Source organism: Telluria sp. ZB2R32 (assembly GCF_059685715.1).
This window is the reverse complement of the sequence record NZ_JCASIG010000008.1, coordinates 1-14,077: the sequence shown is the minus strand read 5'-3', so window position 1 is coordinate 14,077 and position 14,077 is coordinate 1. Positions and strand designations below refer to the sequence as shown.

The 14,077-nt window shown below is 64.0% G+C and carries 14 protein-coding genes; 13 read left to right on the top strand and 1 reads right to left on the bottom strand.

Annotated elements, in window-relative coordinates; all coding sequences use genetic code 11:
• Nucleotides 1–172: 172 nt before the first annotated feature.
• From AC56LG_RS20865 to AC56LG_RS20820, 10 genes are all read left to right on the top strand, one after another.
• Nucleotides 173–964: a hypothetical protein gene (locus AC56LG_RS20865; protein ID WP_497167958.1), complete on the top strand. Its 792-nt coding sequence runs from the start codon at nucleotides 173–175 to the stop codon at nucleotides 962–964.
• Nucleotides 965–1,006: 42 nt separating this feature from the next.
• Nucleotides 1,007–3,247 carry a penicillin acylase family protein gene (locus tag AC56LG_RS20860; protein ID WP_497167957.1) on the top strand — a complete coding sequence of 747 codons (2,241 nt, stop codon included), beginning with the start codon at nucleotides 1,007–1,009 and terminating at the stop codon, nucleotides 3,245–3,247.
• 15 nt (nucleotides 3,248–3,262) lie between these two features.
• On the top strand, nucleotides 3,263–3,826 hold the full coding sequence (locus tag AC56LG_RS20855) for a sugar O-acetyltransferase (RefSeq protein ID WP_497167956.1): 564 nt from the start codon (nucleotides 3,263–3,265) through the stop codon (nucleotides 3,824–3,826).
• A 65-nt stretch (nucleotides 3,827–3,891) separates the two neighbouring features.
• Nucleotides 3,892–4,443 carry a thymidine kinase gene (locus AC56LG_RS20850; RefSeq protein ID WP_192051736.1) on the top strand — a complete coding sequence of 184 codons (552 nt, stop codon included), beginning with the start codon at nucleotides 3,892–3,894 and terminating at the stop codon, nucleotides 4,441–4,443.
• A 9-nt stretch (nucleotides 4,444–4,452) separates the two neighbouring features.
• A complete protein-coding gene (locus tag AC56LG_RS20845; RefSeq protein ID WP_497167955.1) occupies nucleotides 4,453–5,019 on the top strand; it encodes a hypothetical protein in 567 nt (188 codons plus the stop codon).
• A gap of 157 nt (nucleotides 5,020–5,176) precedes the next feature.
• A complete protein-coding gene (locus tag AC56LG_RS20840; RefSeq protein ID WP_497167954.1) occupies nucleotides 5,177–7,417 on the top strand; it encodes a carboxy terminal-processing peptidase in 2,241 nt (746 codons plus the stop codon).
• 207 nt (nucleotides 7,418–7,624) lie between these two features.
• Nucleotides 7,625–8,815: an acyl-CoA dehydrogenase family protein gene (locus tag AC56LG_RS20835; protein WP_497167953.1), complete on the top strand. Its 1,191-nt coding sequence runs from the start codon at nucleotides 7,625–7,627 to the stop codon at nucleotides 8,813–8,815.
• A gap of 11 nt (nucleotides 8,816–8,826) precedes the next feature.
• On the top strand, nucleotides 8,827–9,972 hold the full coding sequence (locus AC56LG_RS20830) for an acyl-CoA dehydrogenase family protein (RefSeq protein WP_497167952.1): 1,146 nt from the start codon (nucleotides 8,827–8,829) through the stop codon (nucleotides 9,970–9,972).
• Complete coding sequence (locus tag AC56LG_RS20825) at nucleotides 9,969–10,433, top strand: MaoC family dehydratase (protein ID WP_497167951.1); 465 nt, start codon at nucleotides 9,969–9,971, stop codon at nucleotides 10,431–10,433. The genes AC56LG_RS20830 and AC56LG_RS20825 overlap by 4 nt, the downstream gene beginning before the upstream one ends.
• A 100-nt stretch (nucleotides 10,434–10,533) precedes the next feature.
• Nucleotides 10,534–11,019, top strand: coding sequence for an ankyrin repeat domain-containing protein (locus AC56LG_RS20820; RefSeq protein ID WP_497167950.1), 486 nt, complete (start codon nucleotides 10,534–10,536; stop codon nucleotides 11,017–11,019).
• Here AC56LG_RS20820 and AC56LG_RS20815 read toward each other — a convergent pair.
• Nucleotides 11,009–12,322 carry an MFS transporter gene (locus AC56LG_RS20815; RefSeq protein WP_497167949.1) on the bottom strand — a complete coding sequence of 438 codons (1,314 nt, stop codon included), beginning with the start codon at nucleotides 12,320–12,322 and terminating at the stop codon, nucleotides 11,009–11,011. The two genes, AC56LG_RS20820 and AC56LG_RS20815, sit on opposite strands and share 11 nt — an antisense overlap.
• A 196-nt stretch (nucleotides 12,323–12,518) precedes the next feature.
• Here AC56LG_RS20815 and AC56LG_RS20810 point away from each other — a divergent pair, with 196 nt between their 5' ends.
• From AC56LG_RS20810 to AC56LG_RS20800, 3 genes are all read left to right on the top strand, one after another.
• Nucleotides 12,519–12,719, top strand: coding sequence for a hypothetical protein (locus tag AC56LG_RS20810; RefSeq protein WP_497167948.1), 201 nt, complete (start codon nucleotides 12,519–12,521; stop codon nucleotides 12,717–12,719).
• A gap of 2 nt (nucleotides 12,720–12,721) precedes the next feature.
• Nucleotides 12,722–13,519 carry an alpha/beta hydrolase gene (locus AC56LG_RS20805; RefSeq protein ID WP_497167947.1) on the top strand — a complete coding sequence of 266 codons (798 nt, stop codon included), beginning with the start codon at nucleotides 12,722–12,724 and terminating at the stop codon, nucleotides 13,517–13,519.
• 148 nt (nucleotides 13,520–13,667) lie between these two features.
• On the top strand, nucleotides 13,668–13,919 hold the full coding sequence (locus AC56LG_RS20800) for a hypothetical protein (RefSeq protein WP_497167946.1): 252 nt from the start codon (nucleotides 13,668–13,670) through the stop codon (nucleotides 13,917–13,919).
• The last annotated feature ends 158 nt before the right edge of the window (nucleotides 13,920–14,077 follow it).

The following is a 14,077-nucleotide window of genomic DNA, read 5'->3' as shown; positions in this document are numbered from 1 at the left end:
GCAGGATTCTAGCACAGGCGTGCAGGGGCGGGTCAAAATTGCAAGATTGTCGGCGCCGCGGCCAAGGCCGGGCCTATGGTCCAGCCATCGAATGGTGTAGCATGCTCCCCGGCGCGAATGGAGCGAACCCAGCCTCTGATCCGTGCCTGAACGAGAAGCACAAGGACCCGAATTGACCACGAATATCATCATTAACGACCAACTGCGCGCCTTTGTCGATCCGCTGAGCGAGATCGAATACGCCGCGCTCGAGCGCAGCCTGCTGGCCGAGGGCTGCCGCGACGCCCTCGTGCTGTGGCGCGACGTCCTCATCGACGGCCACAACCGCTACGAGATCTGCCGCCGCAACGGCATCCCGTTCCGTACCGTCCACAACAACAACTTCGAGACCATCGAAGACGTCATGCTGTGGATGATCGACAACCACCTGGCGCGGCGCAGCGTGTCCGACTTCCAGCGCGGCCTGCTGGCCCTGAAGAAGAAAGAGATCGTCACCGCGCGCATGGCGCAGAAGATGGCCGACGAGCCGCCTGCGCCGAACCCGGACGACATGGACCCGCGTCCGCCGCCACCCTGGAACACGCGCGAGGAAGTCGCCAAGGCGGCGCGCGTGTCGAGCAATACCATCAGCCAGATCGAACGCATCCAGAAGGCGGCCACGCCGCAGCTGGTCGAAGCGGTGCGTTCGGGCACCATCTCGATCAACGCTGCCGCCAACGTCGCCTCGCTGCCGCAGGAGGAACAGATCGCCGCCGTTGCCGGTGGCCGCAAGGAGCTGCAGCAGGCCGCGCGCCAGGTGCGCGAGCAAAAGGCGGGCGCCAAGCCGAAGAAGCTCGGACCGGACGGCGAACCGATCGACGAAAAGGCGGCGCTGAAAGCCGAGATCGCCGCGCTGAAGGACCGCATGGCGACGCTGCTGACCGAGAACGAGATCCTGAAACAGAAGCTCGCCAACGCCGGCTGAGTTGATCGGGACCGATAACGATAACAACATGGAGAACTCCGCATGATCCCGTCCCGTTCCGTAGCAATCGCCCTGGCCGGCATGGTGGTCGCCACGGCCTCGTATCCGGCGCTGGCCGGGCAGAAGGCCGCCCCGGCCAATGTTATGGCAACGGCGCGCACCGCGCCGGCTGCCACGGAACTGGCGCGCTGGCAGACCACGGCCGCCCGGGTCACGATCATGCGCGACAAATGGGGCATCCCGCACGTGTTCGGCAAGACCGATGCCGACGCCGTCTTCGGCATGCTGTATGCCCAGGCCGAGGACGACTTCAACCGGGTCGAACTCAATTACATCAACGCGATGGGGCGCCTGGCCGAAGTCGAGGGAGAAAAGGAAGTCTGGCGCGACCTGCGCATGAAGCTGTACATCCAGCCCGCCGACATGCAGGCCAAGTATGCGGCCAGCCCGGCCTGGCTGCAGGAATTGATGGTCGCCTTCGCCGACGGCCTGAATTTTTACCTGCACACGCATCCGGAAGTGAAGCCGAAGCTCCTGACCCGCTTCGAGCCGTGGATGGCGCTGGCGTTCAGCGAAGGCAGCATCGGCGGCGACATCGAATCGATCGAGCTGAAAGACCTGGAAGCGTTTTACGGCAAAGCCTTGAAACCGACGCTGGCCGACCGCCGTCATGTCAAAGATGAAGAGCCGCGTGGCTCGAACGGCTTTGCGATCGCCCCGAAACTGTCCGCCTCGGGCCATCCGCTGCTGCTGATCAATCCGCACACCTCGTTCTACTTCCGCCCCGAAATCCACATGGCCAGCGAACAGGGCCTGAATGCCTATGGCGCGGTGACCTGGGGCCAGTTCTTCATCTACCAAGGCTTCAACGAGCGCGCCGGCTGGATGCATACCTCGGGCGGCGGCGACGTCATCGACGAGTACCTGGAAACGGTGGTCGAGCGCGAGGGACAATTCTTCTACAAATACGGCAAGGAAGAGCGGGCGCTGCGCGCCGTGCCGATCGCGCTGCCTTTCAAAAAGCCGGACGGCGGCATGGGCAGCCGCAGCGTAACGGCGTACTTCAGCCACCACGGCCCGATCGTGCGCAGCGAGAACGGCAAGTGGGTCGCCGTGAAAATGATGGACGAGCCGGTCAAGGCGCTGACGCAGTCGTATTCGCGCACCAAGGCGAAGAATTACGCCGCCTTTTACGGGGCGATGGAATTGCGCACCAATTCCTCGAACAACACCGTGTATGCGGACGCCGACGGCAACATCGCCTACTTCCACGGGAATTTCATCCCGAAACGCGACACGCGCTTCGACTGGTCCAAGCCGGTCGACGGCAGCAACCCGGCCACCGAATGGCAGGGCCTGCACGATATCAAGGACACGATCACGCTGTATAACCCGGCCAGCGGCTATATCTCGAACACGAACAACTGGCCCTTCAGCGCGTCCGGCGCCAACAGCCCCAGGCGCAAGGACTATCCCGACTACATGTGGTCGCTGCCGGAAAACGCGCGCGGCATCCACGCCGAGCGCGTACTGAAGAATGTTAAGGCGCTCACGCTCGACAGCCTGATCGCCGCCGCCTACGACAGCTATCTGACGGCCTTCGAGCCGCTGGTGCCGCAGCTGGCCAAGGACTTCGATGCGCTGCCGTCCGGCGACGCGCGCAAGGCGCAGCTGGCCGAACAGGTGGCCAGCCTGCGCGCCTGGGACTTGCGTTTCGCAGCGAACTCGGTGCCGACCGCGTTGGCCGTCTACTGGGGCCAGGACATGGTGGCCGCCAACGCGCCGCGCGCACGGGCGGCCAACATGCCGACGGTCGACTTCATCAGCACCCGCCTGACTGCGGACGAGCGCCTCGATGCCTTGACCCGCGCCAGCGCCAGGCTGACGCGCGACTTCGGCACCTGGAAAACGCCATGGGGCGAGATCAACCGCTTCCAGCGCATCAGCGGCGACGTCGATCAGGCCTACGACGACAGCAAGCCGAGCTGGCCGGTGGCGTTCACTTCGGCCACCTGGGGCTCGCTGGCGTCGTTCGGCATGGTGGCCAAGCAAAAGACCAAACGCATCTACGGCGACCGCGGCAACAGTTTCGTGGCCGCCGTCGAGTTCGGGCCGAAGGTCAGGGCGAAGAGCATCCTGGCCGGCGGCCAGAGCGGCAACCCGGCCTCGAAGCATTTCGCCGACCAGGCCGAGATGTACAGCCGCGGCGAATTCAAGGATGTGCTGTTCTACAAGGAAGACATTCGCAAGCAGCTGGAACGCGAATATCACCCGGGGCAATAAGAGAGAGACCGAGCAATGAAGAGCGAACGCGAAAAAATGCTGGCCGGCGAGCTGTATCACCCGAGCAGCCCCGAACTGCAGGTGGAACTCGAAGCCTGCGCAGCCTGGCTGGCGCGCTACAACGCGGCGATGGGAGAAACGGCCGATGTCTGGCGCGACTTGCTCGGCGAGCGCCTGCATGAAGTGGGCGCCAACGCGATGCTGCGCCCGCCGTTCTATTGCGACTATGGTTTCAATATTCGCCTGGGCGCGAATGTCTTCATGAACTTCAACTGCGTCATCCTCGACACGGCCGCGGTCACCATCGGCGACGACACCCGCATCGGCCCGGCCGTGCAGATCTACACCGCCGACCACCCGCGCGACCCGGAAGTACGGCGCAGCGGGCTGGAATCGGGCATTCCGGTGACCATCGGCAGCAATGTCTGGATCGGCGGCGGCGCCATCATCCTGCCGGGAGTGACGATCGGCGACGACGCCATCGTCGGCGCCGGCAGCGTGGTCACGCGCGACGTGCCGGCCGGGGCGACCGTCGTAGGCAATCCGGCGCGGATCGTACCCTCCAAAGCCAATGGCTGAGCTGGCGCGGCAGCCGGCGCGCACGCTATAATTTCGCGATTCTCATTTGGCGCACGGGCAGGGCAGTGGCAAAACTCTATTTCAGGTATTCGGCGATGAACGCCGGCAAATCCACGGCGCTGCTGCAGGTCGCGCACAACTACGAAGAGCAGGGCCAGCAGGTCAAGCTCTACACGGCCGTGATCGACAATCGCTACGGCGTCGGCCTGATCACCTCGCGCCTCGGCCCGCAGCGCCAGGTCGATACCTTCGACGCCGGCACCAACTTCCTGGCCGCGGCGCCGAAGGTGTCCTGCGTGCTGGTCGACGAGGCGCAGTTCCTCACCAAGGAACAGGTGCAGCAACTGCACCAGCTGGCCCAGGTGCGCGGCGTGCCGGTGATCTGCTACGGCTTGCGCAGCGATTTCCGCGGCGACCCGTTCCCTGGTTCGGCCTACCTGCTGGCGCTGGCGGACGATATCGAGGAAATCAAGAATATCTGCACCTGCGGCAAGAAGGCGACGATGAACATCCGCGTCGACGAAGCCGGCCGGCGCATCCATGAGGGCGAGCAGGTCAGTATCGGCGGCAACGAAAGCTATCGCCAGGCTTGCGGCCGCTGTTTCTACTCGCGCTAAAACGTTTCGATGACCGTACTGCCCGCGTGCACGGCTGTGTTGCCGGGCTTCCTGTGCGGCAGCGCCGACATTCTGCTCTACCTGGTGCCGTCGATGGCGGTCGCCTTTCTGTTCTGGATGCTGGCCGGCCGCCATCCCGCTTTTTTCCTGCTGACCGCGCCCGGCACCCTGTGCCACGAGCTGGCGCATTTCGGCGTCGGGCTGCTGACGAATGCCGAGCCGACCAACATCAGCCTGTTTCCGCGCCGTAAGGGCAAGGTGTGGGAACTCGGTTCGGTCACCTTTGCCAACCTGCGCTGGTACAACGCGGCGCCGGCGGCGCTGGCGCCACTGCTGATCCTGCTGCTGCCGCTGACGGTGGCCGCCTGGCGCACCAGCCCCGGCTGGCATTTCGCGCCGCTCGACCTGGCGCTTGCCGTATTGCTGGCGCCGCAATTCCTGTCGTTCTGGCCGTCGCCGGTCGACTGGCGCCTTGCCGCGCGTTCGTGGCCCTGGGTCGTGGTGCTGGCCGTGGGTGGCAGCCTGTACCTCTGGCACGATGCGCTACCGAGGCTGCTGCAGCTGGTGCGTGCCTGACCACGCCGGCTTAAGCCATCCTTAATCTTGTCAGTCCGCCCAACGCGAGCCGACTCGACGCGGGCCCGCGTTCCTGTAGAATGAGTTCGCACGCTGTCGATACCATAGGTATCCGGCGTTCGGTACGATACCCAAGTTCACGTTCGGAGAACGACTAATGAAGAAGCAGATGTTGATCGTCGCCCTGGCCGCCGCCTGCGCCCTGTCGACGCACGCGGTCACCGCACAGCCAGAAAAAGTCGCGTCCACTCAGATGAAACCCGTTGCCGCACAGACGCAAGCCGCGCTGTGGGCCTCGCGCGTGCTCGGGCGCTACCACTACAAGGCGACGCCGCTCGACGATGCCATGTCGGAAAAAATCTTCGACAATTATTTCCAGACGCTCGACAGCGAAAAGCTGTATTTCACCCAGGCCGACCTCGACCGCTTCGCGCCGATGCGCACGAAGTTCGACGACGCCATCAACAACGAAGATTTAACGCAACCCTTCGCCATCTACAACCTCTACCAGCAGCGCTTTGCCGACCGCATGAACTATGCGCGCAGCCTGCTCAAGACGAAACTCGACTTCACGGTCGACGAAACGCTGCAGCTCGACCGCGAAAAAGCCCCGTGGGCAAAGTCCGAGGACGAAGTGCGCGACCTGTGGAGGAAGCGCGTCAAGAACGACTGGCTGCGCCTGAAACTGGCCGGCAAGGACGAGAAGGGCATCCGCGAGACGCTCGACAAGCGCTACGAGAACTACGTCTCGCGCATGAAGAAGCTGAACAACGAAGACGTGTTCCAGATGTTCATGAACGCGTACGCCACCGCGATCGAGCCGCACACCAACTACCTCGGTCCGCGTTCGGCCGACAACTTCGACATCGCCATGCGCCTGTCGCTCGAAGGCATCGGCGCCGTGCTGCAGACGCGCGACGACTACACGGTGATCCGCGAAATCGTGCCCGGCAGCCCGGCCGACAAGTCCGGCAAGCTGAAGGTGGGCGACCGCATCGTCGGCGTGGCCCAGGGTACCGGTCCGTTCACCGACGTGCTCGGCTGGCGCATCGACGACGTGGTGCAGCTGGTGCGCGGCGAGAAGGGGTCGACCGTGCGCCTGGACGTGATCCCGGGCGACGCCGGCGTCGACGCCAAGCACGTCACCGTGTCGATGGTGCGCAAGAAGATCAGCATGGAAGAGCAGGCCGCCAAGAAGTCGATCATCCAGGTCAAGGAAGGCGGCGTGAACCGCCGCATCGGCATCATCTCGCTGCCGACCTTCTACCAGGACTTCGAAGCGCGCCGCAAGGGCGACAAGGACTTCAAGAGCGCCACCCGCGACGTCGCCCGTATCCTGGGCGAGCTGAAGAAGGAAAAAGTCGACAACGTCCTGATCGACCTGCGCAACAACGGCGGCGGTTCGCTGACCGAAGCGGTCGAACTGACGGGCCTGTTCATCGACAAGGGTCCGGTGGTGCAGCAGCGTACGGCCGAAGGCCGCGTCGAAGTCGAGAGCGACACCCAGGCCGGCCTGGCCTGGGACGGCCCGATGGGCGTGCTGATCAACCGCGGTTCGGCCTCGGCGTCGGAAATCTTCGCCGCCGCGATCCAGGATTACGGCCGCGGCCTGGTGATCGGCGAACCGAGCTTCGGCAAGGGCACGGTCCAGACCCTGATCGACCTCGATCGCTTCTCGCAATCGGACAAGGTGCGCTACGGCGAACTGAAGATGACGATCGCCCAGTTTTTCCGCATCAACGGCGGCACCACCCAGCTGCGCGGCGTCACGCCCGACATCAAGCTGCCGGTGACCACCGATCCGGACAGCTTCGGCGAATCCTCGTTCGACAACGCCTTGCCATGGGTGTCGATCAAGCCGGCGACGTATATCCCGAGCGGCGACCTGAAGGAACTGGTGGCGCCGCTGCAGAAGCGCCACGAGGCGCGCATCGCCAAGGACAAGGAGTTCCAGGACTTGCGCGAAGACATCGCCGAAGTGATGAAGCTGCGTAAGGAAAACGCGATCTCGCTGAACGAAGCCGTGCGCCGCAAGGAGCGCGACGCCCAGGACGCCCGCGCCAAGCTGCGCGAAGCCCGCCTGGCGGCAGCCAAGGGCAGCGTCGACGAACCGGTGGCGGCGCCGGGCGGCAAGGAGGCACGCAGCAAGGTGCCCGAGCCGACCCGTCCGGCCAAGGCGGTCGTCGCCGCCCGCAATGCGCTGCGCGACGACGGTTTGCAGGGCGACGAGCGCGCGCTGTCGGCCGAGATCGCCGCGGAAAAGGCGGCCAAGGATGCCAAGGACGTGCTGCTGCAGGAAGCCGCCCACATCCTGGCCGACGAAGCCGGCATGCTGAAAACCGATACGCGCATGGCCTCGCGCACGATGCCGTACATGGCGAGCGGCAAGCCGGAGTAAGGGTTTGCACGGTCAAGAAAAGCTCCTTCGGGAGCTTTTTTTTCGTCCGTGGCCGCGGCGCAGGGTGGCGACTTGCATGCGCCACAGGCGGGCATGCCCGCCCTACGCCTCCACATTTTTATTTGCAAAACCCACCATTTTTTCGGTTAGAATCTTCTGTGAACGATCGTGCTTTTTCACCCGGCGCGACGATAACGAGGAGACCGAATGGACCTGACCTACACGGATGAAGACCTGGCATTTCGCGACGAAGTGCGCGCCTTCCTGACTGAAGCCTTACCCGCCGACCTGCAGCACAAGGTGCGCCACCACCTGCGCCTGACCAAGGACGACAGCGTCCGCTGGCACAAGATCCTGGCCGCCAAAGGCTGGGTCGCCCCCGGCTGGCCGGTCGAATTCGGCGGTCCGGGCTGGACGCCGGTGCAGCGCCACATCTTCGACGAGGAATGCGCGCGCGCCGGCACGCCGCAGATCATGCCCTTCGGCGTCAACATGGTCGCCCCGGTCATCATGGCCTTCGGCAGCCCCGAACAAAAAGCCCATTACCTGCCGCGCATCCTGTCCTGCGAGGACTGGTGGTGCCAGGGCTATTCGGAACCGGGCGCCGGCTCCGACCTCGCTTCGCTGAAAACCACGGCGGTGAAGGACGGCGACGAGTACATCGTCAACGGCCAGAAGACCTGGACCACGCTGGCCCAGCACGCCGACATGATCTTCTGCCTGGTGCGCACCGACACCGGCGTGAGGAAGCAGGAGGGCATCTCCTTCCTGCTGATCGACATGCACACCCCCGGCATCACGGTGCGCCCGATCATCATGCTCGACGAAGACCACGAGGTGAACGAAGTCTTCTTCGACAACGTGCGCGTGCCCGCGGCGAACCTGGTCGGCCAGGAAAACCGCGGCTGGACCTATGCCAAATACCTGCTCGGCCACGAGCGCACCGGCATCGCGGCGGTGGGCCGCAGCAAGCGCGAACTGGCGTTCCTGAAGACGCTGGCCGCGCGCGAAACCAAGCACGGCAAGCCGCTGATCGAAGATCCGCTGTTCGCCGCCAAACTGGCCGGCCTGGAAATCGAACTGATGGCGCTGGAGACGACGGTGCTGCGCGTGCTGTCGCGCGCCGACAAGGGCCCGGGTCCGGAAGCCTCGGTCCTGAAGGTGCGCGGTACCGACATCCAGCAGATGCTGTCCGAGCTGATGGTCGAAGCGGTGGGGCCGCTGGCGCTGCCCTTCGATCCGGAGTACCTGGAAGGCGCGTCCGAACACAGCCTGGTCGACGACGACGATGCCGCGCCGCTGCTGTCGCACTACTTCAACTATCGCAAGACCTCCATCTATGGCGGCTCGAACGAAATCCAACGCAACATCATCACCCAGATGATCCTGGGCCTGTAAGGAGCGAACACGTGGACTTCAACTTCAATTCCGAGCAGCGCCAGTTTGCGGACGCGCTCAAGCGCTGGATCGACAAGGATTACGGTTTCGAGGCGCGCCGCGCGATCATCCATTCCGCAACGGGTACGTCAAGCGCGGCCTGGGCCACGCTCGCCGAACTGGGCATGACGGCGCTGCCAGTACCGGAAGAATCGGGCGGCTTCAACGGCAACGCCGTCGACATGTTCGTCGTGATGCAGGAACTGGGCCGCGGCCTGGTCGTCGAACCGTATTTCGCCACCGTGCTCGGCGCCGAATTCCTGCGCCTGGCCGGCGGGCGCGGCGACTTGCTAGAAGGGGTCGCCGGCGGCGAACTGAAACTGGCCTGCGCCCTCGGCGAGCGCCAGTCGCGCCACGACATGTTCGACATCGCTACCCGCGCCGAAGCGAACGCCGACGGCTGGACCCTGAACGGCGAAAAGAAGGTCGTGCTGCACGGCGGCCAGGCCGGCATGCTGGTCGTCTCGGCACGCACCGGCGGCGCCCAGCGCGGCCAGGACGGCATCGCGCTGTTCGTGCTGCCCGCCGATACGGCCGGCGTCACGATCACCGACTACCGCACCCTCGACGGCCAGCGCGCCGCCGACGTGCGCTTCACGAACGTGCAGGCGCCGCGCGCCAGCCTGCTGGGCACGGAAGGCGCCGGCGCCGGCATCCTCGACGCCGCCCTCGACTACGGCGCCAGCCTGCTGTGCGCCGAAGCCTTGGGCGCGATGGAAGCGATTTTTGCCGCGACCCTGGACTACCTGAAGACGCGCCAGCAGTTCGGCGCCCCGATCGGCAAGTTCCAGGCGCTGCAGCACCGCATGGCCGACATGTACATCCACCTCGAGCAGGCGCGCTCGATGGCGCTGCTGGCGGCGGTAAAAGTCGCGTCGGACGATGCGGGCGAACGCCGCCGCGCCGTGTCGGCCGCCAAGTACCGCATCAACCAGGCCGCGCGTTTCGTCGGCCAGCAAGCCGTGCAGCTGCACGGCGGCATGGGCGTGACCGACGAGCTGCCGGCCGCGCACTACTTCAAGCGCCTGGCGACGATCGAACTGACCCTGGGCGACGCCGACCACCACCTGGCGCGCTTCATCGCCCAGCCGGGGTTCACGGAAGGGGCGGCCGCATGAGAAAGCAATGGTATTTCGACGACTTCGTGCCGGGCCAGGAAATCGAGCTCGGGCAGCGCACCGTGACCGAAGACGAGATCATCGCCTTTGCCACCCAGTTCGATCCGCAGCCCTTCCACGTCGACAAGGAAGCCGCCGCCCAGTCGATCTACGGCGGCGTCATCGCCAGCGGCTGGCATACCTGCGCGATGATGATGCGCATCGTCCTCGACGGCATGGGCTGCGAGGAAGCCAGCATGGGCTCGCCCGGCCTGGACGGCGTGCGCTGGCTGCAACCGGTGCGCGCCGGCGACACGCTCTCGGTACGCTACGTGACGAAGGAAGTAAAACCGTCGAACTCCAAGCCGGACCGCGGCGTGGTGTTCTCGACCTGGGTCGCCACCAACCAGCGCGGCGAGCCGGTGTGCACGATCGACGGCAAGGCGCTGTTCAAGCGGCGCGCGCCGGGCGGCGCGCAGTAAGCGGCAAAGGCAGACCCGATACCAGTCGGGCTTTGTTCCGAGGCCGCCGGATCGAACCAAAAAAAGCTGCGTCGTCCTTGCAAGTCGCGCCGCCTCGCCTATGCTGGAATGGGCGGCGGCCTCTGCGCTGGCGCCAAAGGCGGACGAAGTGGACATTTTTACGGCAGTGGAACGAAAGAACCTGCGTGAACTGAAGCGAATCCTGAACAGTGATCCGCTTGCAGCGCGCAGGACCGATTGCTGGGGACGCACGGCCCTGATGCTGGCCTGTGTCGAAGGTGACGAAAGCCTGGCCAGGCTGTTGCTGCCGCTGAGTGACCCCAAGGCAAGTGACCGCGACGGCGAAACGGCCCTGATGCTGGCCTCCTTCGGTCATCCGGCCTGTGTCGAATTGCTGCTGCCGGTCAGCGATGCCAGGGCGCAGGACGGAGACGGCTGGACAGCCCTGATGTGGGCCATGTCGAGCGGCAGCCCGCGTTGTGTGGAGCTGCTGCTTCCTCGGAGCGCTGGGGCTGCCGCCCTGGTGGAACTTGCGGGCGCGCCGCCGGGACGTGCGCCCGGCCTCCCGTCCGCGCCTAGCGATTGACCAGGCTGCGCGGCTGCAACAAGGCAAGCACCGCGCCCAGCAGCAAGGCTGCCGACACGACGTACATGCCTGCATTCGTGCTTTGCGTCACGTCCTTCATCCAGCCGATGATCGATGGGCTGACGAAACCGGCCAGGTTGCCGACCGAATTGATCAGGGCAATGCCGGCCGCCGCCGCGGTGCCGCCGAGGATGGCGCTCGGATAGGTCCAGAACACCGGCATGGTCGCCAGCAGGCCGGCGGTACCGAGCGACAGCGCGGCCATGGCCAGTACGACGTTGTCGCCATAGACCGTGGCCAGCAGCAGGCCCAGGCCGCCAAGCGCGCTCGCGACCGTGAAATGCCAGCGGCGCTCGCGGGTGCGGTCCGCGCTTTTCGCGATCGCCAGCATGGCGACGACGGCGCAGCCATAGGGAATCGCGGTCAGCATGCCGACGTCGAGCGCATCCTTGACGCCTGCGGCCTTGATCAGCGTCGGCAGGTAGAAGCCGACCCCATACAGGCCCATCATGCAGCAGAAGTAGATCGCCGCCATCAGCCAGACCCGTGGATTCTTGAAGACACCGGAGAACGCGTGGTCCGTCTTGCCGGTGTTCTCGGCCGCGATGTTCTCTTCCAGCAGCCGTTTCTCGTCGTGGTTCAGCCACGACGCGGCGCGGATGCTGTTCGGCAGGTAGAGGATCGTGACGATACCCAGTATCAGCGAAGGAACGGCTTCGACCAGGAACAGCCATTTCCAGCCCTCCAGGCCCTGCATGCCGTCCATGGCGTTCAGGATCCAGCCCGACAGCGGTCCACCGATCACGCCCGCAAACGGAATACCGATCATGAACAACGCATTCATGCGGCTGCGGCGCTGCGCCGGGAACCAGTAGGTGAGATACAGCACGATGCCCGGGAAGAAGCCGGCCTCGGCCACGCCCAGGAAAAAGCGCACCACGTAGAACATGGTGGGCGTGGTGACGAAGGCCGTCGCGGCGGACAGGATGGCCCAGGTGATCATGATGCGGCCGATCCAAACCCGCGCGCCGACCTTGTGCAGGATGATATTGCTGGGGATTTCGAACAGGAAATAGCCGATGAAGAAAATACCGGCGCCGAGTCCGTAGACCGTTTCGCTGAATTGCAGGTCATTGAGCATCTGCAATTTGGCGAAGCCGACGTTGACGCGGTCGAGGTAAGCCGCGACGTAACAGATGAACAGGAAGGGGAGCAGCCGCGCGGTCACCTTGGCATAGGTACGCGCTTCGCTCTGCCTGCGTTGCGCCATCCCGGCTTCCTGCGAAAGGGTAGGGGAATCCATTGTGTGTGTCGACCGTGATTGGTGGGATATGCAAAGGGGCGCCGGCTGTGCGCGCGCTATTTGTTATCGATTATATATCTGCCGTCGTACAGTTCGCGCAGGCGCTTGGTATATTTCTCTGCTGTCAATGGACTAGCTGCCTGCTCAAGCCAGGCGCTGAAAGATTGTTTTGACAATGCTGGAGAACTGCGATGAAATGCCTGCCGATATTTATAATTTGCAATCAATGGGGAAGCGCTTGAAAATCCAGGTCAGTAACAAACTCGCAGGCTGCCTGCTGATCGCCTCCGGGTCGACATTTTTCATCGTGGCAGGGATGATGCGCCAGCCGGCTTTTTTAAGCGTCGGTAGCGCCCTGATTGTCGTCGGCGCCATCGTAGTCCGAAAAAAAGCGTGACAATGGCGCCCTTCACGCTGCGAGTAAAGGAGTTCATGCATCGCGGACTTGCCCTGTTACCCTTGCTGTTCAGCATGCCGATGGCAATGGCCGCAGTGCCAGTGGATACCCACCCGCCAGCCAGTCTGTCCGCCTGCACGCAGGCGAAACGATGTCCGGTCGCCATCGTGAGTCCGGGATACGGACTTTCGGGGTCGGACTACGCTTTCGTCACCAGGCACCTGAACGCGATGGGTTACCTGGTCGTTGCCGTGCAAGACAGTGCTGGCGGCGCAAAGTTGGACCGGGAAGCCCCGATAGCGCCGCAGGTGCAGAGGATGGCCCGGGTGGCGTCGCAGGCGCTCTCGGCGGTAATCGATGCAGCCGCAGAACGGTATCCGCAGTTCGATTGGCAACGCTTGCTCCTCGTTGGGCACTCGCTGGGCGGGGACAATTCGGCGCAGTTCGCGGCTGACCACGCGCACCGCGTCGCCGGCCTGATCAGCCTCGACAGCCGACGGGTCGCATTGCCGCGCGCGCCAGGTATCCGCGTCCTCACGATTCGCGCCAGCGACACCACGGCGGACCCCGGTGTCCTGCCGAACGAGGAGGAGCGCGCGCGCTACGGTACCTGCGTGGTGCGCATCGACGGCGCGCGCCACAACGATATGCAAGATGGCGGCAGCGAACAACTCAAGGCCAGGATCACGTACATCATCGATACCTTCCTTGCACCAAAGTCCGATCCGGGATACGCGTGCGCCCAGGACGCCAGGCTGGTCGGAAGCGGACGTCGGATCCGTTTCGAGAGAGCTGCCTAACTTTCCTATCTAGCAATTACTCGGGTAGACTGATCGCTTTACGAACGTCTGCTGCCAGCCAAGAGCGGGCGTTTGATGACTCCCATAAAATTATCGCGAACGGTTAAGTATGTGGAATTTCGATCAACCGCCAAACTGCGCGACACTCATGTCGCGCACCATCGTTCAGGATGGACAACCGATTCTTCTTGTTTCTCATGATGAAGATGATCATGGATGGCAGTTCCTTGATGGCTCGAATCCTCCATCCGAACCTCTCATGGTGTGCCTAAGCCATGCAGTCGATCTTGATTCCTCGGTAAGCCAGCTCGCCGATCTTCCGCCAGGATGGATTGCTTGGCGCGAAAGCGTGGGCAGTCCTTGGGTTCGTCAACAGCACGACACTGATAACGAGTATTAACGCGATCTTCGACGCCGTCCCAATTAACGACCGCTTCGGGTCCAGGCTGTGTAAAAACGTAGGCCGATGTAAACGAAACCGATCCGGTAAACGTTGAGGAAGTATCTCATCACTAGGGTCCCAAATGAAGCGCTTTATTGAAGGCGAAGAACGCGGAC

Bases quoted from the DNA above. Each gene is read 5' to 3' on its own strand.
- AC56LG_RS20860 (WP_497167957.1), top strand. From the start codon at position 1,007: ATGATCCCGTCCCGTTCCGTAGCAATCGCCCTGGCCGGCATGGTGGTC.
- AC56LG_RS20855 (WP_497167956.1), top strand. From the start codon at position 3,263: ATGAAGAGCGAACGCGAAAAAATGCTGGCCGGCGAGCTGTATCACCCG.
- AC56LG_RS20845 (WP_497167955.1), top strand. From the start codon at position 4,453: ATGACCGTACTGCCCGCGTGCACGGCTGTGTTGCCGGGCTTCCTGTGC.
- AC56LG_RS20840 (WP_497167954.1), top strand. From the start codon at position 5,177: ATGAAGAAGCAGATGTTGATCGTCGCCCTGGCCGCCGCCTGCGCCCTG.
- AC56LG_RS20835 (WP_497167953.1), top strand. From the start codon at position 7,625: ATGGACCTGACCTACACGGATGAAGACCTGGCATTTCGCGACGAAGTG.
- AC56LG_RS20825 (WP_497167951.1), top strand. From the start codon at position 9,969: ATGAGAAAGCAATGGTATTTCGACGACTTCGTGCCGGGCCAGGAAATC.
- AC56LG_RS20820 (WP_497167950.1), top strand. From the start codon at position 10,534: ATGCTGGAATGGGCGGCGGCCTCTGCGCTGGCGCCAAAGGCGGACGAA.
- AC56LG_RS20815 (WP_497167949.1), bottom strand. From the start codon at position 12,322: ATGGATTCCCCTACCCTTTCGCAGGAAGCCGGGATGGCGCAACGCAGG.
- AC56LG_RS20810 (WP_497167948.1), top strand. From the start codon at position 12,519: ATGCCTGCCGATATTTATAATTTGCAATCAATGGGGAAGCGCTTGAAA.
- AC56LG_RS20805 (WP_497167947.1), top strand. From the start codon at position 12,722: ATGGCGCCCTTCACGCTGCGAGTAAAGGAGTTCATGCATCGCGGACTT.
- AC56LG_RS20800 (WP_497167946.1), top strand. From the start codon at position 13,668: ATGTCGCGCACCATCGTTCAGGATGGACAACCGATTCTTCTTGTTTCT.